This is a genomic window from Kribbella sp. NPDC051770 (assembly GCF_040681455.1).
Lineage (GTDB): Bacteria > Actinomycetota > Actinomycetes > Propionibacteriales > Kribbellaceae > Kribbella.
Genome location: NZ_JBFAYT010000008.1, coordinates 83,848 through 105,733 on the forward strand (window position 1 = coordinate 83,848; position 21,886 = coordinate 105,733).

General features: G+C 71.8%; 19 protein-coding genes. 9 read left to right on the forward strand and 10 right to left on the reverse strand.

Translation table 11 applies throughout. The features are described 5' to 3' along the window. The first annotated feature begins 142 nt into the window (after window positions 1-142). Window positions 143-2,875, forward strand: a complete 2,733-nt coding sequence (locus tag AB0M01_RS25475) for an AAA family ATPase (protein ID WP_363673631.1) — start codon at window positions 143-145, stop codon at window positions 2,873-2,875. On the opposite strand, the gene AB0M01_RS25480 is transcribed toward AB0M01_RS25475, so the two are convergent. Further along, window positions 2,872-3,657: an SDR family oxidoreductase gene (locus AB0M01_RS25480; RefSeq protein ID WP_363673633.1), complete on the reverse strand. Its 786-nt coding sequence runs from the start codon at window positions 3,655-3,657 to the stop codon at window positions 2,872-2,874. The two genes, AB0M01_RS25475 and AB0M01_RS25480, sit on opposite strands and share 4 nt — an antisense overlap. An 8-nt stretch (window positions 3,658-3,665) precedes the next feature. After that, entirely contained in the window at window positions 3,666-5,132 is a 1,467-nt protein-coding gene (locus AB0M01_RS25485) for an MFS transporter (RefSeq protein ID WP_363673635.1), read from the reverse strand. A gap of 166 nt (window positions 5,133-5,298) precedes the next feature. On the opposite strand from AB0M01_RS25485, the gene AB0M01_RS25490 reads away from it, so the two are divergent. Together AB0M01_RS25490 and AB0M01_RS25495 are read left to right on the forward strand one after the other, a co-directional pair. Next, complete coding sequence (locus AB0M01_RS25490; RefSeq protein ID WP_363673637.1) at window positions 5,299-5,913, forward strand: VOC family protein; 615 nt, start codon at window positions 5,299-5,301, stop codon at window positions 5,911-5,913. Next, on the forward strand, window positions 5,910-7,265 hold the full coding sequence (locus AB0M01_RS25495; RefSeq protein ID WP_363673639.1) for an NAD(P)/FAD-dependent oxidoreductase: 1,356 nt from the start codon (window positions 5,910-5,912) through the stop codon (window positions 7,263-7,265). Before AB0M01_RS25490 ends, AB0M01_RS25495 begins: the two co-directional genes overlap by 4 nt. Here the strand turns inward: AB0M01_RS25495 and AB0M01_RS25500 are convergent. After that, complete coding sequence (locus AB0M01_RS25500; RefSeq protein ID WP_363673641.1) at window positions 7,262-8,086, reverse strand: oxidoreductase; 825 nt, start codon at window positions 8,084-8,086, stop codon at window positions 7,262-7,264. The genes AB0M01_RS25495 and AB0M01_RS25500 overlap by 4 nt on opposite strands. A gap of 72 nt (window positions 8,087-8,158) precedes the next feature. Between AB0M01_RS25500 and AB0M01_RS25505 the strand changes: the two genes are divergently transcribed. After that, window positions 8,159-8,515: a VOC family protein gene (locus tag AB0M01_RS25505; protein WP_363673643.1), complete on the forward strand. Its 357-nt coding sequence runs from the start codon at window positions 8,159-8,161 to the stop codon at window positions 8,513-8,515. Between the two features lies 1 nt (window position 8,516). Here the strand turns inward: AB0M01_RS25505 and AB0M01_RS25510 are convergent, their stop codons facing one another. The 3 genes from AB0M01_RS25510 to AB0M01_RS25520 form a co-directional block, all read right to left on the reverse strand. Continuing rightward, a complete protein-coding gene (locus tag AB0M01_RS25510) occupies window positions 8,517-9,074 on the reverse strand; it encodes a hemerythrin domain-containing protein (protein WP_363673645.1) in 558 nt (185 codons plus the stop codon). Window positions 9,075-9,142: 68 nt separating this feature from the next. Next, window positions 9,143-9,970 carry an SDR family NAD(P)-dependent oxidoreductase gene (locus AB0M01_RS25515; RefSeq protein WP_363673647.1) on the reverse strand — a complete coding sequence of 276 codons (828 nt, stop codon included), beginning with the start codon at window positions 9,968-9,970 and terminating at the stop codon, window positions 9,143-9,145. Beyond that, the gene (locus AB0M01_RS25520; RefSeq protein WP_363673649.1) at window positions 9,967-10,404 is read right to left on the reverse strand and encodes an SRPBCC family protein; all 438 of its coding nucleotides are present in this window, start codon (window positions 10,402-10,404) and stop codon (window positions 9,967-9,969) included. Before AB0M01_RS25520 ends, AB0M01_RS25515 begins: the two co-directional genes overlap by 4 nt. 55 nt (window positions 10,405-10,459) lie before the next feature. Between AB0M01_RS25520 and AB0M01_RS25525 the strand changes: the two genes are divergently transcribed. The 5 genes from AB0M01_RS25525 to AB0M01_RS25545 are packed head-to-tail and all read left to right on the forward strand — an operon-like array spanning window position 10,460 to window position 17,226. Further along, window positions 10,460-12,016 (forward strand): NAD(P)/FAD-dependent oxidoreductase, encoded by a 1,557-nt coding sequence (locus AB0M01_RS25525; RefSeq protein WP_363673651.1) that lies wholly within the window; start codon window positions 10,460-10,462, stop codon window positions 12,014-12,016. A 19-nt stretch (window positions 12,017-12,035) separates the two neighbouring features. After that, complete coding sequence (locus AB0M01_RS25530; RefSeq protein ID WP_363673653.1) at window positions 12,036-12,992, forward strand: acyl-CoA dehydrogenase family protein; 957 nt, start codon at window positions 12,036-12,038, stop codon at window positions 12,990-12,992. Next, window positions 12,989-14,371 carry a PIG-L family deacetylase gene (locus AB0M01_RS25535; protein WP_363673655.1) on the forward strand — a complete coding sequence of 461 codons (1,383 nt, stop codon included), beginning with the start codon at window positions 12,989-12,991 and terminating at the stop codon, window positions 14,369-14,371. Before AB0M01_RS25530 ends, AB0M01_RS25535 begins: the two co-directional genes overlap by 4 nt. After that, window positions 14,368-15,090 (forward strand): glycosyltransferase, encoded by a 723-nt coding sequence (locus tag AB0M01_RS25540; protein WP_363673657.1) that lies wholly within the window; start codon window positions 14,368-14,370, stop codon window positions 15,088-15,090. The genes AB0M01_RS25535 and AB0M01_RS25540 overlap by 4 nt, the downstream gene beginning before the upstream one ends. Window positions 15,091-15,099: 9 nt before the next feature. Then, window positions 15,100-17,226: a catalase gene (locus AB0M01_RS25545; RefSeq protein WP_363673659.1), complete on the forward strand. Its 2,127-nt coding sequence runs from the start codon at window positions 15,100-15,102 to the stop codon at window positions 17,224-17,226. Between the two features lie 85 nt (window positions 17,227-17,311). On the opposite strand, the gene AB0M01_RS25550 is transcribed toward AB0M01_RS25545, so the two are convergent. The 4 genes from AB0M01_RS25550 to metE form a co-directional block, all read right to left on the reverse strand. Further along, a complete protein-coding gene (locus tag AB0M01_RS25550; RefSeq protein WP_363673661.1) occupies window positions 17,312-17,809 on the reverse strand; it encodes a pyridoxamine 5'-phosphate oxidase family protein in 498 nt (165 codons plus the stop codon). 89 nt (window positions 17,810-17,898) lie between these two features. Next, a complete protein-coding gene (locus tag AB0M01_RS25555) occupies window positions 17,899-18,204 on the reverse strand; it encodes a hypothetical protein (RefSeq protein ID WP_363673663.1) in 306 nt (101 codons plus the stop codon). A gap of 65 nt (window positions 18,205-18,269) precedes the next feature. Continuing rightward, the gene (gene rocD / locus AB0M01_RS25560; protein ID WP_363674310.1) at window positions 18,270-19,457 is read right to left on the reverse strand and encodes an ornithine--oxo-acid transaminase; all 1,188 of its coding nucleotides are present in this window, start codon (window positions 19,455-19,457) and stop codon (window positions 18,270-18,272) included. 86 nt (window positions 19,458-19,543) lie between these two features. After that, window positions 19,544-21,847 (reverse strand): 5-methyltetrahydropteroyltriglutamate--homocysteine S-methyltransferase, encoded by a 2,304-nt coding sequence (metE, locus tag AB0M01_RS25565; RefSeq protein WP_363673665.1) that lies wholly within the window; start codon window positions 21,845-21,847, stop codon window positions 19,544-19,546. Between the last annotated feature and the right edge of the window lie 39 nt (window positions 21,848-21,886).

The window sequence follows — 21,886 nt, forward strand, 5'->3', positions numbered from 1 at the left end:
GCGGAGCCGACAGTGAATCGAGCCGACATGAACAGGGTCTGAGTCCCAGATGATCGTCCGCCGACGGGGGAGGAGGGTTAGTGTGGGCCGGGGTCGGCGACGCCTGTGACCGGGTCGCCCGCCGCGGGGCAGAGGAGCTGGCATGAAGCTTTTCGGACGCCGGTCGGAGTGTGGAGCGCTCGACGACCTGGTTGCGGAGATCCGCGCGGGTCGGAGCCGGGTGCTGGTCGTGCGCGGCGGTGCCGGGGTCGGCAAGACCGCCCTGCTGGAGTACGCCGTACAGTCCGCGCCCGAGCTGCAGGTCCTGCGCGCGGTCGGGGTCGAGTCGGAGCAGGAGCTGGCCTTCGCCGCGCTGCACCAGCTGTGCTCGCCGCTGCTCGACAGGCTGCCGCACCTGCCGTCGCCGCAACGCGCTGCGCTGGCGACGGTGTTCGGGCTGCAGCCGGGGCCGCCTCCGGACAGGTTCATGGTCGGGCTCGCGGTGCTCAGCCTGCTCGCCGAGTCGGCCGACAAGCAGCCGCTGCTCTGCATCGTGGACGACGCGCAGTGGCTCGACACCGCGACCGCGCAGACGCTCGGCTTCGTCGCGCGGCGCTTGCACGCGGAGGCGCTCGGGCTGCTGTTCGGTGCTCGGGAGGTCCGCGACGAGTTGCGGCCGCTCGACGAGTTGACCGTGGGCGGTCTGCCGGACGACGACGCTCGAGCGCTGCTCGGGTCGGTGGTCCGGTTCGTGCTCGACGAGCCGGTGCGGGACCGGATCGTCGCCGAGACCGGTGGGAATCCGCTCGCGCTGATCGAGCTGCCGCGCGGGCTGACGCCGACGCAGCTCGCCGGCGGGTTCGGGCTGCTCGGGGCGCAGATGCTGCCGGGGCGGATCGAGGAGAGCTTCCTGCGGCAGGCGGATCTGCTGCCGTCGTCGACGCGGTTGCTGCTGCTCGTCGCGGCTGCCGAGCCGGTGGGCGATCCGGTGCTCGTCTGGCGGGCCGCTGACGAGCTGGGGATCGCGGCGGCGTTCGCGGAGATCGACGGGCTGCTGACGCTTGGCGAGCGGGTGACGTTCCGGCATCCGCTCGTCCGGTCGGCGCTCTACGGCTCGGCGACGGCGCAGGAGCTGCGCGCCGTACATCTCGCGCTGGCGCGGGTCACTGACCCGGAGCTCGATCCGGATCGGCGAGCGTGGCATCTCGCCGCGGCCGCGTCGGGGCCGGACGAGGCGGTGGCGCAGGAGCTGGAGCGGTCGGCGTTGCGGGCGCAGTCGCGCGGTGGGTTCGCTGCGGCGACGGCGTTTCTGCAGCGGGCTGTTGGGCTGACTGCGGATCCTGGCCCACGCAGCGATCGCGCGTTGGCGGCGGCGCAGGCCGGCCTGCAGGCGGGTGCGTTCGACGCGGCGCAGGGGTTGCTGGCGACCGCTGAGGCCGGGCAGCTGGACGAGCTCGGGCGGGCGCGGGTCGACATGCTGCGCGCCGAGGCCGCGTTCGCGGTGCAGCGCGGCGGTGAGGCGCCGGGGTTGTTGCTGCGGGCGGCGCAGACGTTGCAGCCGCTCGACGTACGGCTGGCTCGGGACACGTACCTCGATGCCTGGAGCGCCGCGTTGTTCGCCGGGCGGCTGGCGACGACGGCGGATCTGCGGAAGGTGTCCAGTGCCGCGCGGTCGGTGCCGCAGGCGGAGTCGCCACGTGGGTCGGATCTGCTGCTCGACGGGTTCGCGTTGCTGCTGACCGATCAGCGGGCTGAAGCCTTGCCGGTGCTGCGGGAGGCGGCGCTCGCGTTCGCGGACGGTGACGTGTCGGCCGAGGAGGTGCTGCGCTGGGGCTGGGTCGCGACCGCGGCCGCGGCGACGTCGTGGGACTTCGAAGCCTGCGTCGGTACGGCGACGCGACAGGTCGAGGTTGCCCGCAGTACGGGCGCGTTGGCGGTGCTGGCGGTCGGGGTGAACGTGCTCGGCCAGGTCGCCGCGCTGGAGGGCGACTTCGCGGAGGCGGCGTCGCTGGCCGCCGAGGCGACCGCGGTGCGGGACGCGACCGGGACCAAGATCGCGCCGTACGGCGGGCTGGTGCTGGCCTCGCTGCGCGGGCGCGAGAACGAGGCGTATCCGTTGATCGAGGCAACGATCCGGAGCGCGTCGGCGGAGGGGCAGGGGACCGCGGTGCAGTACGCGCTGTGGGCGCGGTCGGTGCTGCTGAACTCGGTCGGCCGGCACGACGAGGCGCTGCTGGCGGCGCGGATGGCGGGCAACGACACCCCGGAGTTGTTCGTGTCGGGGTGGTCGCTGAGCGAGTGGGTCGAGGCCGGCGTCCGGAGTGGGGACGAGCGGACGGCGGCTGACGCGTTGGAGCGGCTGGAGGAGCGGGCGCGGAGTACCGGGCAGCCGTGGGGGCTCGGGCTGGCCGCGCGGTCTCGTGGGTTGGTGAGCGGCTCCGAGGACGCTTATGTCGAGGCGATCGCCTTGCTGGAGGGGACCCGGCTGCGGCCGGATCTGGCGCGGGCACGGTTGCTGTACGGCGAGTGGTTGCGGCGGCAGAGCCGCCGGGTCGACGCGCGCACGCAGCTGCGGCTGGCGCACGAGGCGTTCGGGTCGATCGGGATGGAGGCGTTCGCGGAGCGGGCGCGGCGGGAGCTGCTGGCCACTGGGGAGACCGTTCGGAAGCGGGTTGGGACGCCGGTTGCGGGCGCCGAGCTGACGCCGCAGGAGCAGCAGATCGCACTGCTGGTGCGGGACGGGTTGTCGAACCCGGAGGTCGGGGCGCGGTTGTTCCTGAGCCCGCGGACGGTGGAGTGGCACCTGCGGAAGATCTTCGACAAGCTCGGGATCAGCTCGCGGCGGCAGTTGCGCGAGGTGCTGCCGCGGACCGATCTGGAGAAGCTGTCGGGTTAGTGGAGGAGTTGCTGGCCGCCGTCGACGTCGTACGTTGCGCCGGTCAGGGCGGTGTTGGTCATCAGGTGGATGACCAGCGCGGCGACGTCCTCCGGGCCGACGACGCGGTGGATGGGCAGCGTCGCCCGCAGTTCCTCGCGGCGGTCGTCGAGCTGGGTGCCCAGCAGGCGCGCTGACAGGGGAGTGTCGACGAAGCCGGCCGCGACGGTGTTGACGCGGATCGGCGCGAGCTCGATCGCTGCATTGGCCGCGATCGCCGGCAGCGCTGCGGTGCCGATCGCTGCCAGGGTCAGTCCGAGGCCCGGTCGGCGCGCGTGGGTTCCACCGATCAGCGTGATCGAACCGCCTGCGGGGATTCGTCCGATGCAGAGCTGGGCGATCCGCAGCGCGCCGATCAGCCGCTCCTCGAAGCCGCGCAGCGCGTCGTCGAAGTCCATCTCCGCGATCGGCGCGTACGTCGGACCGCCGCCGCTGACCAGCACGTGGTCGATCTGCGTCGGCAGCCCGGCGAACACCCGCTCGAGCCGGACGCCGTCGCTGACGTCGAGGGTCGCAGTGCTCTCCGCGCCGACCTCGGCCGCAGCGCTTGCGAGCCGCTCCCGGTTCCGCCCGGTGATGAACAGGCGCGCCCCGGCCGCGCGAGCCTGCCGGGCGGTCTCCAGCCCGATGCCTGAGCTGCCGCCGATCACGACAACGGCCTGCCCGTCGAGCGCCCCGCCGGTCCGCACGGCGCCCGCCGCGTGTTCGGCCGGGGTGCTGCCGTTGGTGAGGGTCTCGGTCATGTCTTCTCCTAGGTGGTCGGTACGGCGCAGCCGTGCAGACGAGGTTGAGCAGCGGGCATTTGGGCGACCGGCGGACGGCCGGGCGCGACGAACAGCACCGTGAGCACGGCTCCCACGACGCTCACTCCGGCGAGCACGAGCATCGCCGTCCGGTAGCCGTCGGCAAGCGGCTCGGCGAGATCGCGAGCACCGCCCGCGCCGATCAGCGCCGGGACGAGCGCGACCAGGATCACCCCGCCGACCCGCGACGCCGCGTCGTTGATCGCCGACGCCTCACCGAGATCCGAGTCGTCCACAGCAGCCAGTACGGCGGCCGTCAGCGGCGCGACCGCCAGCCCAAGACCGAGCCCCCAGAGGATCGCGCCGGGCAGCACCGCGGTCAGGTAACCATCACCCGGTCGCGCCGCCGACAGCCAGGCGAACCCCGCGGCGACGAGCAGGATCCCCACGCTCATCGGCCAGCGCGTTCCGACCCGCGCCACCAGCCCACCGACCAGCGGCGACACGAGCAGGAACACAACGGACTCCGGCACCAGCGCCGCACCCGCCGCCGTAGCGCTGTAGCCGAGCTGCAGCTGGCACTGCAGCACCACCAGGTACGCCGCAGCGCTCAGCGCGCCGTAGAACAGCACAGTCGTGGCATTGATCGCGACGAACTGCCGGATCCGGAACAGCGCCGTACGGACCATCGGTGCGGCTCGCCGCTGCTCCAGCGGGACCAGCACGACCAGGCAGCCGACGCCGACGAGCCCTGTCAGCAGCACCGGCGCACTGGTCCAGCCCGACGACGGCCCGGCGGTCAGCGCGTAGATGATGCCGCCCAGGCCGACCACCGTGAGCAGCCCGCCGAGCAGGTCGAGCGACAGCGGCCGCCGGAAGCGCTCCACCTCGGGGACATGCCGCAGCACCCAGTACGCCGCCGCGATCAGCGGGACGTTCAGCAGGAACACGTACCGCCAGGAGCCGTGGTCGATCAGCCAGCCGCCGCCGTACGGGCCGAGCGTCGTACCGAGCGTCGAGATGCCGGCCCAGACGCCGATGCCCTTCGTCCGATCGGCCGGGCGCAGCGTCCCGTTGAGCAGCGCCAGGCTGCTCGGTACGACGAGTGCTCCGCCGACGCCCTGCACAGCCCGCGCCGCGATCAGCAGCTCGACCGTCGGTGCCGCCGCGCAGGCCAGCGACGCGACGAACATGATGCCGAGCCCGACGACCAGGATGCGGCGGCGGCCGAAGTGATCGGCCAGCGCGCCTGCGAGCAGCAGGAGGGACGCGACCGCGAGCAGGTAGCCGGTGACGACCCACTGGAGCTGGCTGACCCCGGCGTCCAGCGCGGTGCCGATCGACGGGATCGCGACGTTGACCATGTACGCGTCCAGGAAGCCGACCATCGAGGCGAGCACGGTCGCTGCGAGCAGCGCCGTACCGGTGGTGCTGCGTAGTGCTGCCAGCTGTGCGCTGTCCGATCCGGCCGTCATCTCCGGCTCCTTCCGCCGGGACCGACTCTGCTTCCCGCGGGCACTGGCTCGCACCCGTGGATCTCCCTGGTCCGGCCCGGCCAGGGTGACTCCCTGGCTCGACGGCGCCGCCGCCCGGACCAGGATCGTGGGCGTTGGCTTCCCACGAGTGCGAGGAGTGCAGGTCATGGACATGAAGCTCGAGGTCGTCGTGGTACCGGTCTCCGACGTGGACCGGGCCAAGGACTTCTACACGACGCTGGGCTGGCGGCTGGACGCCGACATCGCCACCGACGACAAGTTCCGGGTCGTCCAGGTGACACCGCCGGGCTCGCCGGCGTCGGTGATCTTCGGGTCGTCGGTGACCGCGCAGGAACCGGGGACGGCGCAGGGACTGCACCTGATCGTCGACGACATCGACGCGGCGTACGACGAGTTGAAGCGGCTCGGCGCGGACCCGAGCGAGGTGTGGCACGACGCCGGCGGCATCTTCCACCACGCCGGTGACGCCGAGCGCGTCCCCGGCCCGGACCCGGCGCGGAGCAGCTACGGCTCGTTCCTGTCGTTCCAGGACCCGGACGGCAACGGCTGGCTGCTGCAGGAGATCACCACGCGTCTGCCCGGGCGGGTCGACGCCGAGACGTCGTACTCCTCGGTTCCCGACCTGGCCGGCGCGCTGCGGCGGGCCGCGGCCGCGCACGGCGAGCACGAGGCCCGCACCGGCGAGGCGGACCCGGACTGGCCGGACTGGTACGCCGCGTACATGGTCAGCGAGCAGGCCGGGACCGAGCTTCCGTCGTGAGCGACTACGACGTGATCGTGCTCGGCGGTGGTGCGCCCGGGGAGCACTGCGCCGCCGCGCTGGCCAAGGGCGGCGCTCGGGTGGCGGTCGTCGAGCGGGAGCTGCTCGGCGGCGAGTGCTCGTACTGGGCGTGCATCCCGTCGAAGACGCTGCTGCGACCTGGTGAGGCGCTGGCGGAAGTCCGGGAGGTGCCTGGGGCGCGGGAGGCCGTGACGCGGCCGCTCGACGTACGGGGTGCGCTGGAGTGGCGGGACTTCATGGTGTCGTCGTACGACGACGCTGGGCAGGTGGCGTGGGCTGCCGGTGCCGGTGTGGAGGTGCTGCGCGGTACTGGTCGGCTGGACGGGCCGGGGGCGGTGCTGGTGGGGGAGCGGCGCTACACGGCCGACGACGTGGTGCTGGCGTGTGGAGCCGACCCGGTGGTGCCTGGTGCGTTGCGGGGAGTGCCGGGCGTGTGGACCAACCGGGACGTCACCGGGATGAAGGAGGTACCGGAGCGGTTGCTGGTCGTCGGCGGTGGTGCGACGGGCGTCGAGATGAGTCAGGCGCTGGCCCGGATGGGGTCGGCCGTCGTACTGATCGAGCGGGGTGAGCACCTGCTGTCGCGGGAGCCGCGCTCGGTGGGAGTCGCCGTTGGTACGGCGCTGGCTGCGTCGGGAGTCGATGTGCGGCTCGGGCAGGATGTCGCGGACGCCTGGATCGAGGAGGGCGAGTACGTCGTCGCTCTCGCCGATGGGTCGGAGCTGCGCGGTGATCACGTGCTGGCGGCGACCGGGCGACGGCCGCGGGTCGACGGGATCGGGCTGGAGACGGTCGGGATCACGCCGGATCCGCGGGGCGTGCCGGTCGACGAGCGGCTCGCTTGCGGGCCAGGACTGTGGGCGATCGGGGACGTGACCGGGTTGTGGCAGCTCACGCACGTCGGCGAGTACCAGGGGCGGGTGGTCGCGAGCAACATCCTGGGGCGGCCGCGGGTCGCCGACTACGACGCCGTACCGCGGGTGGTGTTCTGCTACCCGCAGGCCGCGTCGGTCGGCGCCGCGGACGGGCCGTACACGAGCACGGTGCAGCTCTCGGGGGTCGCGCGGACGGCGACGTACACGCGGGCCTACGACAGCCAGCCGGGGTTCCTGACCGTGGTCTCGGACGGCGCGGTGCTGATCGGTGCGTACGCCGTCGGGCCGGAGGCCGGGGAATGGTTGCAGCAGGCAACGGTCGCGATCCGGGCCAAGGTGCCGGTCGACGTGCTGCTCGACGTGATCCAGCCGTTCCCGACCTTCTCGGAGGCGTTCCTGCACGTGCTCCGCGACCTCGACGAGCAGCTGGCGAGGCCGCGGCACGCGGTCGCCTAGAAGTCGGTCGCCCTGCTGACGAGCTCCCACGCGTCCACCTCGGTGCGGAGCTCGTCCAGCGCGGCCCGGAACGCCGTCGACGCGTCGTTCCCGAGCAGCAGCATGTACGGCGGGTGGTCCGACTCGACCGCCTCGATCAGCGCGGCGGCGGCCTTCGCGGGGTCGCCCGGCTGCGTCCCGTGCACGGTGTCGTTCTCCTTGCGCCGCTTCCCCGCGGTCTCGGCGTAGTCCCCGATCGCCTCGGCCGACTGCTGCAGCGAGCGCCCCGCGAAGTCGGTCCGGAACCCACCCGGCTCGACCACCATCGCGGTGATCCCGAGCGGCGCGACCTCCTTGCGCAGCGACAGCGTCAGCGCCTCGACCGCGGCCTTCACCGCCGCGTAGTACCCCGACCCCGGCGGCGAGATCCGCGCCCCGATCGACGACAGGTTCACGATCGTCCCGGCCCGCCGCTCCCGCATTCCCGGCAGCACTGCCTTGATCGTCCGCACCGACCCGAACACGTGCGTCTCGAACAGCAGCCGCACGTCCGCGTCGTCGGCCTCCTCGACCGCCGCGCGATAGCCGTACCCGGCGTTGTTCACCAGGACGTCGATGCCCCCGAACCGCTTCTCGGCCGCTGCCACCGCGTCGGCGACCTGCCCGTCGTCGGTCACGTCGAGCGGCAGCGCCAGCGCGGTCCCGGCGTACGCGTCGGCGAGATCCTGCACCGACTCGACGTCCCGAGCGGTGACGACGACGTTGTCGCCGCGCGCGAGCAACGCCTCGGCGAAGGCGCGGCCGAGTCCGGTCGAGCAGCCGGTGATGAACCAGGTGGACATGGAGTTCCTTCCGTGGACAGTTCGACGACTCCATCGAACACCACGGCACCAGAGCCGTCGTACGGTGTGGGCATGGACGACGTACCGCAGTTGGCAGCCGTGGCGATCGACTGCGCCGACCCGTGGGAGCTCGGCCGCTTCTGGCAACGCTTCCTCGGCGGTGAGCTGCGGGCCGGCGGCGACGAGGTCGTCGAGTTGCACGGGGCAACCGTCCGCCTCGACTTCTGCCGCGTCGCGGGCACCGCGCCGGACCGCAAGAACCCGGTCCACCTCGACCTCCGCGTCCCCGCCGCCCGCCGCGAGGCGGCGATCGAGCGAGTCCTCGCGCTGGGCGCGACGCGAGCCCTCGACATCTACGACGGCGACCAGTGGGCCTGCCTCCGCGATCCGGCCGGCAACGAGTTCTGCATCGTCTGGGGCGCCGCCTGATCTACTCCTCGGCCTCCGCCTGGAGCTTCTTCTTCAGGTCGTCCTTGCCGAGTGACGACGCCCCGGACACGTCGGCGTTGCGGGCCTGCTGCAACAACTCGTCGCGCGTGATGTCCTCCGGCTGGTCGCCGAGATGCTCCTTGCGGCTGGCAACGAACGCCTCGCCGAGCTCGAGCCGCCGCTCGTCGGTCAGGTGCTGCCGCATGCCGGGGAGGACCTTGGTCTCCTCCTCCTCGACGTGGTGCGTGACCGCGTCGACGAGGTTCTGCAGCACCTTGTCGAAGGCCGCTGAGGTCGGGTCGGTCTTCGCGAGCTTCTCCAGCAGCTGGTCGGCCTCGACGTGCTCCTGCTGGCTGTGCGCGACGTCGTCGGCCTCGTCCGCCTCGGCGGCGGCCGCCGGGTAGACGGCGGACTCCTCGGCGCGGCTGTGCGCCGACAGCAGCGTCGTGAGCACCGGCACCAGGTTCGGCCGCTTCTCCGGGTTGTCCTTCAGCTCGTCGAACAGCCGCTCGACCTCGCGGTGGTCCTGCATGATCAGATCGACGACATCGCCCGCCATGGGTCGTCCCTCCTCGTTCGGGGTGTTCTGCGCGGCCCCGGTACCCGCGATCACCGCCCGTACGCCGGTCAGTGCGGCTCGAACACGTTCCCCGGTGTCGGCTCGGTCGGTGTCCGCGACAGGCCGAGCCGTTTCATCAGGGTGACCACCAGCGCGTCGTACACGGCGGGCAGGTGGCGGAAGCCGAAGACCATCAGCGGGTTGGCGAGGCCGACCGAGAGCTCGCGGCGGGGGCGGGTGGTCAGGGAGAGGATCGCCTGGGTGACCTTGTCGACGTCGCTGACCGGTGGCGGTGGCTGCCCGATGCGGCCGATGTAGTTGCCGGCGCGTTCGTAGACCGGGGTGTCGATGCTGCCGGGGGCGAGCAGGCTGACGTCGACGCCGGGGAGCGCGCGGACCTCGGCCTGGAGGGCGCGGGCCAGGCCGTGGATCGCCCACTTGCTCATCACGTACGAGCTCATGAACGGCGGCGCCATCTTGCCGACGACCGAGCCGACCAGGATCAGGTGCCCCTCGCCCTGCGCGGTGAAGCGCCGCAGCGCGGAGCGGGCGACGTTGACCGTGCCGTCGATGTCGACGCGGAGGACCCGCTCGAAGACCTCCGGCGGCACCTGCGTGAACTCGCCGTACGCCATCACCGCCGCGCAGTGCAGCAGGACGTCGACCCGGCCGCAGCGCGCGACCGCGAGATCGACCAGTACCTCGACCTGCTCGCGGTCCGACACGTCGGTCGGCGCGACCACCGCGTCCCCGCCGGCCTCGCGGCACTCGGTGGCGATCCGGTCCAGGCTGGTCCGCGACCGCCCGGCCAGTACGACGGTGTCACCGCGAGCCGCCAGCGCGAGAGCGGCCGCCCGGCCGATCCCGCTCGACGCCCCGGTGACGACGACGATCACGTCTCGCGCCCCTCCGCGATCAGCCGCAGCCGGCGCAGCGTCTCGGTGTTGCGCAGGCTCAGCACCGGGTCGATCACCGCCTGCGGGATCAGCGCGGCCGGGCCCTTCACCGCGTGCTCGCGCATCACCAGGTGACAGCTGCCGTCCTTCTCCGTCGCCTCGAACTCGACCCGGCCCTCACCGGTCGGCCACGCCCGCACCCGCAGCCGCAGGAACATCGACGGGACGTACTCCTCGACCGTCGTGGTGTCGTCGATCAGCAGCGGCCAGCTCCCGACCGAGTGGTGGATGCTGAAACCAGGCTGCGGCCAGCCCTCCTCCACGTCCCGGACGCGGGACGCGCCGACCACCCACCCGGCGTACGACCAGCCGTCGGTCAGCACCGCGAAGACGTCCTCGACCGATGCATGGATCAGGCACTCGTTCTCGCTCATACCCCTGCCAGTACCCATCGCGCATGACCTGACCGGATCTGGACACCGGGCGCCCATGACCGACGCGATCGTGATCGGCGGCGGCCCGAACGGGCTGGTCGCGGCCAACCTGCTCGCCGACCAGGGCTGGGAGGTGCTGCTGCTGGAGGCGAACGCGCAGATCGGCGGCGCCGTCCGCAGCGCCGAGGACGTCGCCGACGAGTTCGTGCACGACACGTTCAGCTCGTTCTACCCGCTGGCCGCGGTGTCGCCGACGATCCGCGCCCTCGGGCTGGACGAGTTCGGCCTGGAGTGGTCGAACGCGCCGGCGCCGGTCGGCAACCCGATGACCGACGGCGGCTGGGCGATCGTGCACAACGACCCGTTCGACACCGCCGACGAGCTCGACAAACTCGCGCCCGGCGACGGCGAGAGCTGGCTGGAGATGTACGACGACTGGCGGCGGATCGAGCGCGAAATGGTCGGGCTGCTGCTCGATCCGTTCCCGCCGGTGCGGTCGGGGGCGGCGCTGGTGCGGCATCTGGTCGGGCGGCGCGGGATGGAGCGGATCCGGCTGCTGGCTTCCTCGGTACGGTCGCTGGGGGATCGGACGTTTCATGGAGACGCCGCGAAGATGCTGCTGGCAACGAACGCGCAGCACGCTGACATCAGCCCCGAGTCGGCCGGGTCGGGGCTGATGGGGTGGTTGCTGGTGATGCTCGGGCAGCAGTTCGGCTACCCGGTGCCGCGAGGTGGAGCCGGGCAGTTGACGCTGGCGCTGGCTCGGCGGTTCGTGGCGCGGGGCGGGGTGATCCGGTGCGGGGAGCGGGTCGTCGGGGTCGAGGTCCACGGCGGGCGGGCGGTCGGCGTACGGACTGCGGACGAGTTCCTGGGAGTACGGCGTGCGGTGCTCGCCGACGTGTCGGCCCCGGCGCTGTACGGCGACCTGCTGCCGGATGCTGTCGTCCCGTCGCGAGTGCAGCGCGCGATGCGCGGCTTCGAGTGGGACCCCGGCACGGTCAAGGTTGACTGGGCCCTGGACGCCCCGATCCCGTGGCGCGAAACCCCGTCGAAGTCACCCGGCACCGTCCACCTCGCGGAGTCGGTGGATTCACTGACCCTCTCAGCAGCCCAGCTCGCCGCCGGCCGCGTCCCCGACAACCCCTTCCTCCTGATGGGCCAGATGACCACCGCCGACCCGACCCGCTCACCCGCCGGCACCGAGTCGGCCTGGGCCTACACCCACGTCCCCCAGGAAATCCGCGGCAACGGCCCGTACACCGGCGACTGGACCCCCGCCGAGGCCGAACGCTTCGCCGACCACATCCAGTCCAAGGTCGAGCAGGCGGCTCCGGGGTTCACGAGTCACATCACGCAGCGTCGGGTGATGTCGCCGCGCGATTTGGAGTCCCGCAACGCGAACCTGGTCGGCGGAGCGGTGAACGGAGGCACGGCGGCGTTGCATCAGCAGTTGGTCTTCCGCCCGATCCCCGGGCTGGCCCGGGCTGAGACTCCGGTGAAGGGGCTGTTCCTGGCCTCCGCGTCGGCCCACCCCGGCGGCGGAGTCCACGGAGCCTGCGGCTCGAACGCGGCCCGCGCCGCGGTTCTTCACAACAGAGTGCGCCGGCGTTGAGCCGGGGTACCGGCCCGGCATGGGTGACTTGATGGGTGGTTGGCGGTCTGCTGGGTCGGTGGCTGACGGGCTGCGGGATCTGGCGGACAGCGGGTGTTTGGAGCTGCCCTTGCCGGGTGCGGGGCAGACCCGCGAGCGGTGGCAGGCGTTGACCGAGCTCGGGCGAACCGACCTGGCGCTGGCTCGGCTGGCGGAGGGGCACACGGATGCGACCTCGATTCTTCGGCAGGCCGGGGTTGAGCCGGAGAAGGAGGCGCTGTACGGCGTCTGGGCCGCGCGGTCGGGTGGGACCGGCGCGATGGTGCGTGACGGGAAGCTCTCTGGGACGGTGCGGTTCTGTTCGGGGGCGCACTCGCTGGATCGGGCGCTGGTGGTCGCGCTGGATGACGACGGCGAGAGCAGCATGTACGACGTGCCACTTGATCAGCCCGGCATCGTGCGTGTCGCGGACACCTGGCAGGCGGTGGGGATGGACGCCTCGGACAGTCCGGACGTCGTCTTCGAGGATGTTGCGGTGGGCAACCGGATTGGAGCGCCGGGGTTCTACACGAGCCGGCCCGGTTTCTGGTGGGGCGGCGGTGGGGTCGCGGCGGTTTGGTACGGCGGGGCGCTCGGTCTGGTGGATCGTACGATCGACTACCTGCGGTCCGGGAAGGGCGCCGACGAGCATCAGCTCGCGCACCTCGGCGAGCTGCAGACCTCGCTCGCCGCGACCGCCGGGCTGCTGAAGCTGACCGCCGCGGCGGTCGACGCCGGTGAGCCCGTGACGACGGAGATCTGGCTGCTGAGGGCGAGCGCCGAGCAGACCGCGCGGGCGGTCGCCGATCGGGTGCCGCGGATCGTCGGGCCGACCCCGCTCTCGCGTGATCGAGCGTTCGCGCAGGCGTTCGCTGATCTGCAGGTGTACGTGCGTCAGCACCACGCCGAGCGGGACTACGCCGCACTCGGGCGGCGGTTCCTGGAGGCGAGCGCGTGAGGCCGATCGGGGAGGGTGAGGCGGACTCGCGGGAGGCGGCCGTCGAGCGAGGGGCTTCCTCGCGGGAGATGACCGGCGGTGGCGACGCTGCTCGGCCGCTGACCGGCGAGCACGAATGGGTGGAGTTCTTCGCGGCGCGGGAGCTGCCCGAGTTCGACGTGGCGGCGCCGCGGCGGGTCGTCGTACTGGCTGCGCATCCGGACGACGAGACGCTCGGCGTCGGCGGGACGGTCCAGGCGCTGCACGCGGCCGGGGCGGAAGTCACGGTGGTCGTGGCGAGCGATGGCGAGGCGGCCTTCCCTGCGCTCGGGCCGGAAGCCAGGGCCGAGTTGGCGGTACGGCGACGCGAGGAGCTGGCGGCAGCGATGGAGATCCTCGGGTCGGGCAAGGTCGAGGTGGTCTTCCTCGGTCTCCCGGACTCCGCGATCGCCGAGCACGAGGAGGAGCTGCGCGAGCGGTTGGTCTGGCTGCTGCAAGGAGCGGACTGCGTGCTGCTGCCCTGGCCGGGCGACCCGCACCCCGACCACGCCGCGGTCGGCCGAGCCGGTCTCGCCGCAGCACCGGTCGAGGCGCATCGCTGGTCCTACCCGGTCTGGATGTGGCACTGGATGAAGCCGTACGACGCGCAGACTGCTGAGCAGCCGCCGTGGGATCGGGCCGTTCGGGTGCCGCTGGGCGAGCAGTTGCAGGACGGAAAGCAGAACGCACTCGCGGCCTTCGTTTCGCAGCTCGTGCCAGGCCCGAACGGCGAGGAGCCGATCGTCGATCCGCTGATGCTGACGCACTTCGGGCGCAGCTTCGAGGTCCTGTTCCGGGAGCCCCCGCGAGGCTCGGCGCCCGTGGAACGGTTCGCGCACTTGTACGAGCAGGCCGAGGACCCCTGGAACACCGCCGACAGCTGGTACGAGCGGCGGAAGCGGTCGGCGCTGCTCGCGGCGTTGCCGAACGAGCGGTATCAGCGCGCGGTGGAGCCGGCCTGCGGTGTCGGCGAGCTGACGCGGGAGCTGGTGGCTCGGGCTGACGAGGTCTTCGCGTTCGATCCGGTGCCTGAGGCTGTAGAGAGGGCGCGGCGGGCTGCGCCGGGGGCTGAGGTGGTGGTCGACGCGCTGCCGGGTGTGTTGCGGGCGGCCGATCTGATCGTGCTGAGCGAGATCCTGTACTACCTCGACGACGACGCGCTGGCGGCGACACTCGACGGGGTCGTGGACGCGTTGGAGCCGGGTGGGGATGTGGTCGCGGTGCACTGGCGGCCGTGGGCGCCGGAGGCGCCGCGGGACGGGGACGCGGCGCATCGGACGCTCCTGGCGCGGGAGGAGCTGGAGGTGCTGGTCGAGCACGTGGAGGACGAGTTCGTGCTGCACGTGCTGCGTCGCCGATGATCACGGCGGTGGGGGTGGTGATTCCGGCGCACGACGAGGAGCTGGTGATCGGGGCTTGTCTGCGGTCGCTCGCGGTGGCGCTGGCGGAGCTCGATCGCCCGGTGGTGGTGTGCGTGGTCGCCGATCGGTGCAGCGACGCGACGGTCCGGGTCGTACGGGAGACGATGCCATCGGCAACTGTTCTCGAGAACGACGACAGGTTGTCGCTCGGAGAGGTGCGGGATCTCGGCGTCCGGGCCGTGCTCGCCCGGTTGGGTGATCCTGAGTCCGTGTGGCTGCTGGGCACGGACGCGGACACCCAGGTGCCGGTCGACTGGGCCCGGAGGCAGGTCGCGCACGCCGACGAAGGTGCCGACGCGGTCACCGGGCTGGTCGAGCTGCAGCCGGCGGCGCACCTGACCGCCGTACTGCGGGAACGCTACGCGCGAGTGGTTTCCGCTGGCATCCGCCCGGTCAGTCACGACCACGTGCACGGCGCGAACTTCGGCGTTCGGGGGAGTGCGTTCCTCGCGGTCGGCGGCTACCGGCCGATCGGAACCGGTGAGGACAGGGATCTGTGGTTCCGGCTGGTCGCGGCCGGGTTCGCCGTACGGCAGCCGTTGGATCTGACCGTCCGGACGAGTGCGCGCGTGGTCGGCCGGGCGCAGGGTGGGCTCGCTGATCTGCTGGCCGGGTTGATTGCGCCGGGGTACCGGGACGCGTCCGAGCCAGCCAGTTGAGGAGTCACCGTGCCCCCGAAACGCAAAGCCGACCAAGCAGCCCCGCAAGCCGCCGGTCCGACGGGCCGTAAGGCGCGAGGCGCGAACACGACGCGGGCGGCCGGCGGAGAGGCCGCGCGGCTGGTCGGCGTACAGGATGCTCGGGCGCAGTCCGGCAACTACCTGACCACCGCGCAAGGGGTCCGGCTGCCGGACACCGATCACTCGCTCAAGGCCGGCTCGCGCGGGCCGACGCTGCTCGAGGACTTCCACCTGCGGGAGAAGATCACCCACTTCGACCACGAGCGGATCCCCGAGCGGGTCGTGCACGCGCGCGGTGCGGCGGCGCACGGGACGTTCACGGCGTACGGGAACGCGACCGCGGCGACCAAGGCCGGCTTCCTGCAGGAGGGCCGGGAGACGCCGGTGTTCGTGCGGTTCTCGACCGTGCTCGGGTCGCGCGGGTCCGCCGACACCGTGCGGGACGTGCGCGGGTTCGCGGTGAAGTTCTACACCGACGAGGGCAACTTCGATCTCGTCGGCAACAACATGCCGGTGTTCTTCATCCAGGACGGGATCAAGTTCCCCGACATCATCCACGCCGGCAAACCGCACCCGGACCGCGAGATCCCGCAGGCGCAGTCGGCGCACGACACCTTCTGGGACTTCGTGTCGCTGCACACCGAGGCGACCCACCACGTGATGTGGGCGATGTCGGACCGCGGCATCCCGCGCTCGTACCGGACGATGGAGGGCTTCGGTGTCCACACCTTCCGGCTGGTGAACGGCGACGGCGCGACCGCGCTGGCCAAGTTCCACTGGAAGCCGGTGGCCGGAGTGCACTCGCTGGTCTGGGAGGAGGCGCAGCTGGCCGCCGGGGCCGACCCGGACTTCCACCGGCGTGACATGGCCGACGGGATCGAGGCCGGGGCGCCGCTGGAGTTCGAGCTGGGGCTGCAGCTGTTCCCGGACTCCGCCGACGAGACGTTCGAGGGGATCGACCTGCTCGACCCGACGAAACTCGTCCCCGAGGAGCTGGCCGAGGTGCAGCTGGTCGGCAAGCTGACGCTGGACCGGAACCCGACCAACTACTTCGCCGAGACCGAGCAGGTCGCGTTCCACACCGGAAACCTGGTGCCGGGCATCGAGGTGACCAACGATCCGTTGATGCAGGCCCGGTTGTTCTCGTACCTCGACACGCAGCTGACCAGGCTCGGTGGCCCGAACTTCACCCAGCTGCCGATCAACTGCCCGCACGCTGCGGTGAACGACAACCTGCGGGACGGGATGCACCAGACCGCCGTCCACCAGGGCGTTTCGCCGTACCTGCCGAACGGCATCGACGCGTCCCCGCGGCCCGCGCGGGAGCGTGAGGGCGGGTACGTGCAGGTGCCGCGGGAGATCGAGGGCCGGGCGGTGCGGGAGAGCCCGGTGTCGTTCGGCGACCACTTCTCGCAGGCGACGCTGTTCTGGGCGAGCATGACCGAGGTCGAGCGGGTGCACATCGTGGAGGCGTTCACCTTCGAGCTCGGCAAGTGCTACGAGCAGCCGATCCGCGAGCGGATGCTCGGCGTACTGGCCAACGTCGACGCCGAGCTGTGTGCGGCGGTTGCCGAGGGGCTCGGGCTGCCGGCGCCGTCGGGTGCGCCGGTCGAGGTGGAACCGTCGCCGGCGCTGTCGCAGGTGCTCGCCGAGCCGGGGCCGATCACCGGGCGGGTGATCGGGGTGTTCGCCGGGCCCGGCGCTGATCTGGCCGGCGTGACCAAGCTGCGGCGGGCTGTCGAGGCACAGGGCGCCGTACTGCGTTTGCTCGCGCCGATCGGCGGGACGCTCAAGAAGGGCCGGTCGGAGCACATCGTCGAGCGCACGCTGCTCACCACCCGCTCGATCGAGTACGACGCGCTGGTGGTTGCCGGAGGCATCCCTGACTTCACCGACGTCAAGCTGTCGGTCCTGCTCGGGGAGCTGTTCCGGCACTGCAAGGTGATCGGCGCGTGGGGCGATGGCGACCAGGTGCTCGCCGCGGCCGGGATCGACACCGGAGCGCCAGGGATCGTGCTGGGGGAGAGCCCGGCGAAGGCGTTCACCACCGAGCTGCTGAACGCGGTGGGCCTGCACCGGGTCTGGGAGCGGGCCGAACAAGTAATGGCTTCCTGAGCGTCAGGCCGCCGCCGGCGAGGGGGATGAGGGTGCCGGCGGCGGCTGCCCGGGAAGTAGTTCGGGCGCTAGGCTGCCCAGGACGTCAGGTGAGGTCGACGGTCTCGTTCTCGGCCGGGAACTTGTCGGGGTTCCTGGTCACCAGCGCACGGGCTGCCCCGAGCACCTGGACCACCTTGCTGCTCGGCGCGTCCCAGTACTCCGCGCTCTCGGCGCGGACCTTGATCAGCACCAGCTCGGGCGTCTCCAGCCCGTCCGGGAACCAGGTCTTGAGCTGCGGCGACCAGAGCTCCTCCGCCTTCTGGCGGTCCTCCACAACCGACGCCGTACCCGCGATCGACGTCCACTCGCTCGCCTTGTCGTTGGAGAAGCTGACGTTGACCTGCGGGTGCGCCAGGACGTCGGCCACCTTCGCGGAGTCCGAGGCGGCGAAGAACCACAGGTCCCCGTCGAACTCGACCTCCTGGACGGCCATCGGCCGGGACACGTGGCGGCCGTCGAGCGTCATCGTGGTCAGCATCGAGATCTTCGCGCGGTCGACCAGTTCGGCGACCTTGGTCACGGGGTCGGGCTGTTCGGTCATCGGTGACGCACACCTCTTCGGTTCGGCGGATTCGCTGTCGTCGGTCCGGTACCCCGAAGTTGTGCGCGCAGTACGAAACTTGTGCAGCGTCAGTTCACCCGCGGTGACGGGGGATTGGGGGAGTGGTCGCTGGCCCGGCGGGAGCGGCGCTTGGCCAGGATGACGCCGCCGGTGAAGAGGAACGGGACGAGCAGGCCGAGGTAGAGCCACTTGGTGCCGGTCCAGTCGCTGGTGTCGTCGTCGGCGGAGCCGGGTGGGTTGGCGCCGGGCGAGGCGGTTGCACCGATGGAGGGCGTCGGTGAGTCGGCGGCCTGGGCGCTCGCTGCGGTGACCAGGGTCAGGCTGCAGGCCAGGAGTGCAGCGGCGAGGAGGGCCGTGCTCCGTCGGGATGTCATGGGCAACCGGTACCCAGCCCGGCGATGTGGAAAAGGAGGCTCCGGGCGGACCCGGAGCCTCCAGGTCAGGCGGCGAGCGACTTCAGCGCGAGGGTAAAGCGTTCGGTGAGCCAGTCCAGGGTGGTCGTGGTGATCGTCAGCGGCGGCGACAGGCGGATGGTCGATCCGTGCGTGTCCTTGGCCAGTACGCCGTGCTGAGCGAGCCGCTCACACAGCTCACGCCCGGTGCCGAGCGCCGGATCGAGGTCGACCCCGGCCCACAACCCGTGGACCCGAAGCCCCACCAGCCCATGAGCCTGCAGCGGCTCCAGCCGATCGCGCAGCTCGCCTTCGAGCCTCAGCGCATGCTGCTGCAGCTCACCCGGCTCCAGCAGCTTCACCACCGCCCGCCCAACCGCCGCCGCGAGCGGGTTGCCGCCGAACGTACTGCCGTGCGTCCCCGGCGTGATCACGTCCATGATCGCCCGATCCGTCACCACCGCCGACAACGCCACGATCCCGCCGCCGAGCGCCTTCCCGAGGATGTACACATCCGGTACGACGCCCGCCCGCTGCGACGCGAACGTCGCGCCGGCCCGGCCGAGGCCGGACTGGATCTCGTCGGCGATCATCAGCACGTTGTTCGCCGTACAGGCCTCGCGCACCGCGGCGAGGTAGCCCTCAGGCGGCACGATCACCCCGGCCTCGCCCTGCACCGGCTCGAGCAGCACCGCGACGGTCGTCTCGTCGATCGCCGCCTCCAGCGCGGCGGCGTCGCCGTACGGGACGGAGCGGAAGCCCGGCGTGTACGGGCCGTAGTTGTCGTGCGCGACCGCGTCGCCGGAGAAGCTGATGATGCTGATCGTCCGGCCATGGAAGTTGCCGTCAGCAACGATGACGGTGGCCTGGCCGTCCGGGACGCCCTTGACCAGGTATCCCCAGCGGCGCGCCAGCTTGAGCGCGGTCTCGACCGCTTCGGCGCCCGAGTTCATCGGCAGCACCGCCTCCTTGCCCGCGAGCGCGGCCAGCTCGGCGCAGAACGGGCCGAGCTGGTCGTGGTGGAACGCCCGGCTGGTCAGCGTGACGCGGCCGAGCTGCTCGGTGGCGGCGGCGATCAGCGCCGGGTGCCGGTGCCCGAAGTTCAGCGCGGAGTAGCCGGCCAGGCAGTCCAGGTACCGCTGCCCCGAGGTGTCGGTCACCCAGGCGCCGTCGGCGGTGGCGATCGTGACCGGCAGCGGGTGGTAGTTGTGCGCGCCGAACTGCTCTTCCAGCATCACCGGATCGGTCACAGATCGCCCCTTTGCTCAGTGCGGTAACAGATAGTACAGGACAGCATATCCTGTACTACCTGCTACTGAGATCAGCCGAGCTGGGCGCGGACATCCCGCGCGGCACCGACCAGGTTGTCCAGCGAGTCACGCACCTCAGGCCAGCCCCGGGTCTTCAGCCCGCAGTCCGGGTTGACCCAGAGCCGCTCGGCCGGGATCGCGGCCAGCCCCTTCCGCAGCAGCGACACGACCTCCGGCGTACCGGGCACCCGCGGCGAGTGGATGTCGTACACGCCCGGACCGACCCCGCGCGGGTAGCCGGCGTCGCCGAGCTCGTGCGCGACCTGCATGTGCGAGCGGGCCGCCTCCAGGCTGGCGACGTCGGCTTCCATCTCGTCCAGCGCGTTCAGGATGTCGCCGAACTCCACGTAACACATGTGCGTGTGGATCTGCGTGTCCGCCCGTACGCCGCTCGTCGTCAGCCGGAACGCCTCCGTGCCCCATGCCAGGTACGCCGCCCGGTCGGCCTGCCGCAGCGGCAGCGTCTCGCGCAGCGCCGGCTCGTCGACCTGGATCACCGCGGCACCGGCCGCCTCCAAGTCGTTGACCTCGTCCCGCAGCGCCAGCGCGACCTGCCGTGCGGTCTCGCTGCGCGGCTGGTCGTCGCGGACGAACGACCAGGCGAGCATCGTCACCGGTCCGGTGAGCATGCCCTTGACCGGCCGCTCGGTCTGCAGCTGCGCGTACGCCCACCAGCGGACCGTCATCGGCTCGGGCCGGGAGATGTCGCCGACGAGCACCGGCGGCCGCACGTACCGGGTGCCGTAGGACTGGACCCAGCCGTGCTGTGTGGCCAGGTACCCGTCGAGCTGCTCGGCGAAGTACTGGACCATGTCGTTGCGCTCGGGCTCGCCGTGCACGAGCACGTCCAGGCCGGCCTTCTCCTGGAACGCGAGCACCTCCTGGATCTCGGCGCTGATCCGCTCGTCGTACTGGGTCGCGTCGATCCGCCCGGCCCGCAGGTCGGCGCGGGCCGTCCGCAGCTCGGTGGTCTGCGGGAACGACCCGACGGTCGTGGTCGGCAGCAGCGGCAGCCCGAGTCGGGCCTGCTGGGCGGCGCTGCGTTCGGCGTACGGCGTCGCCCGCTTGCTGTCGGCCGCGGTGATCCCGGCGACCCGCGCGCGGACGGACGGGTTGTTGGTCAGCGCGGACGCACGCCGCGACTCGAGCGCGGCCTGGTTCGCCGCGAGCTGGTCGGCGATCGCCTCGGCGCCCTCGCTGTAGCCGAGCGTCAGCGTGGCGATCTCTGCGGACTTCTGGCGCGCGAAGGCCAGCCAGCTCGCGACTTCCGGCGCGATCCCGTCCTCGGCGCTCACGTCGTACGGGACGTGCAGGAGCGAGCAGGACGCGCCGACGTCGACCTGACCGGCCAGCGTGCGCAGCCGGTTCAGGGTGGCCAGCGACTTGGTCAGGTCGTTGATCCAGATGTTGCGGCCGTTGACGACGCCCGCGACGAGCCGCTTCGAGCGCACCTCGGAGGCGGCGACCAGGTCGTCGAGGTTGCCCTCGGCGGGACCGGTGAAGTCGATCGCGAGCCCCTCGACCGGCGACTTGGCCAGCACCGGCAGCGCCTTGCCGAGCCGGTCGAAGTACGACGCGACGAGCAGCCGCGGCCGGTCGGTCAGCTCACCCAGTACGGCGTACGCACGCGCGGTCAGGTCGAGCTCGTCGGCCGAGCGGTCCTGGACCAGCGCCGGCTCGTCCAGCTGCACCCAGCCCGCGCCGGCCGCGCGGAGGTCGGCGAGCACCTCGGCGTACACGGGGAGGAGCTTGTCGAGCAGCGACAACGGCTCGAAGTGCTCGTCGACGCCCGGCGCCGGCTTGGCGAGCAGCAGGTAGGTGATCGGGCCGACGAGGACCGGGCGGGCGGTCAGGCCGAGCGCGATCGCCTCACGCAGCTCGCCGACCTGCTTGCTGGTGTCGGCGGCGAACGTGGTGTCCGGGCCGAGCTCGGGGACCAGGTAGTGGTAGTTGGTGTCGAACCACTTCGTCATCTCCAGCGGCGCGACCTCCTGGGTACCGCGGGCCATCGCGAAGTAGCCGTCCAGCGGGTCCGCCGCGACGGCCGCGCGGTGCCGCTCGGGGATCGCGCCGAGCAGGACCGACGTGTCCAGCACATGGTCGTAGTACGAGAAGTCGCCGGTCGGGACCTCGTCGATGCCGTCGGCAGCGAGCTGCTGCCAGTTGGCCTTGCGCAGGTCGGCGGCGGTCTGGCGGAGGGCGCCGGCGCTGACCGTGCCCTTCCAGTAGCCCTCGATCGCCTTCTTCAGCTCCCGGTTCGGGCCTTGACGCGGGTAGCCGGACACGGTGGACCGTGCTGCGGACTGGGTGTTCAAGTGTCTCTCCTTGGCGAGGCAGTCTCGAAGACCCCGGAC

Coding starts and splice junctions, on each gene's coding strand:
- AB0M01_RS25475 (WP_363673631.1), top strand. CDS start 143: ATGAAGCTTTTCGGACGCCGGTCGGAGTGTGGAGCGCTCGACGACCTG.
- AB0M01_RS25480 (WP_363673633.1), bottom strand. CDS start 3,657: ATGACCGAGACCCTCACCAACGGCAGCACCCCGGCCGAACACGCGGCG.
- AB0M01_RS25485 (WP_363673635.1), bottom strand. CDS start 5,132: ATGACGGCCGGATCGGACAGCGCACAGCTGGCAGCACTACGCAGCACC.
- AB0M01_RS25490 (WP_363673637.1), top strand. CDS start 5,299: ATGGACATGAAGCTCGAGGTCGTCGTGGTACCGGTCTCCGACGTGGAC.
- AB0M01_RS25500 (WP_363673641.1), bottom strand. CDS start 8,086: ATGTCCACCTGGTTCATCACCGGCTGCTCGACCGGACTCGGCCGCGCC.
- AB0M01_RS25505 (WP_363673643.1), top strand. CDS start 8,159: ATGGACGACGTACCGCAGTTGGCAGCCGTGGCGATCGACTGCGCCGAC.
- AB0M01_RS25510 (WP_363673645.1), bottom strand. CDS start 9,074: ATGGCGGGCGATGTCGTCGATCTGATCATGCAGGACCACCGCGAGGTC.
- AB0M01_RS25520 (WP_363673649.1), bottom strand. CDS start 10,404: ATGAGCGAGAACGAGTGCCTGATCCATGCATCGGTCGAGGACGTCTTC.
- AB0M01_RS25525 (WP_363673651.1), top strand. CDS start 10,460: ATGACCGACGCGATCGTGATCGGCGGCGGCCCGAACGGGCTGGTCGCG.
- AB0M01_RS25530 (WP_363673653.1), top strand. CDS start 12,036: ATGGGTGACTTGATGGGTGGTTGGCGGTCTGCTGGGTCGGTGGCTGAC.
- AB0M01_RS25540 (WP_363673657.1), top strand. CDS start 14,368: ATGATCACGGCGGTGGGGGTGGTGATTCCGGCGCACGACGAGGAGCTG.
- AB0M01_RS25550 (WP_363673661.1), bottom strand. CDS start 17,809: ATGACCGAACAGCCCGACCCCGTGACCAAGGTCGCCGAACTGGTCGAC.
- AB0M01_RS25555 (WP_363673663.1), bottom strand. CDS start 18,204: ATGACATCCCGACGGAGCACGGCCCTCCTCGCCGCTGCACTCCTGGCC.
- rocD (WP_363674310.1), bottom strand. CDS start 19,457: ATGCTGGAAGAGCAGTTCGGCGCGCACAACTACCACCCGCTGCCGGTC.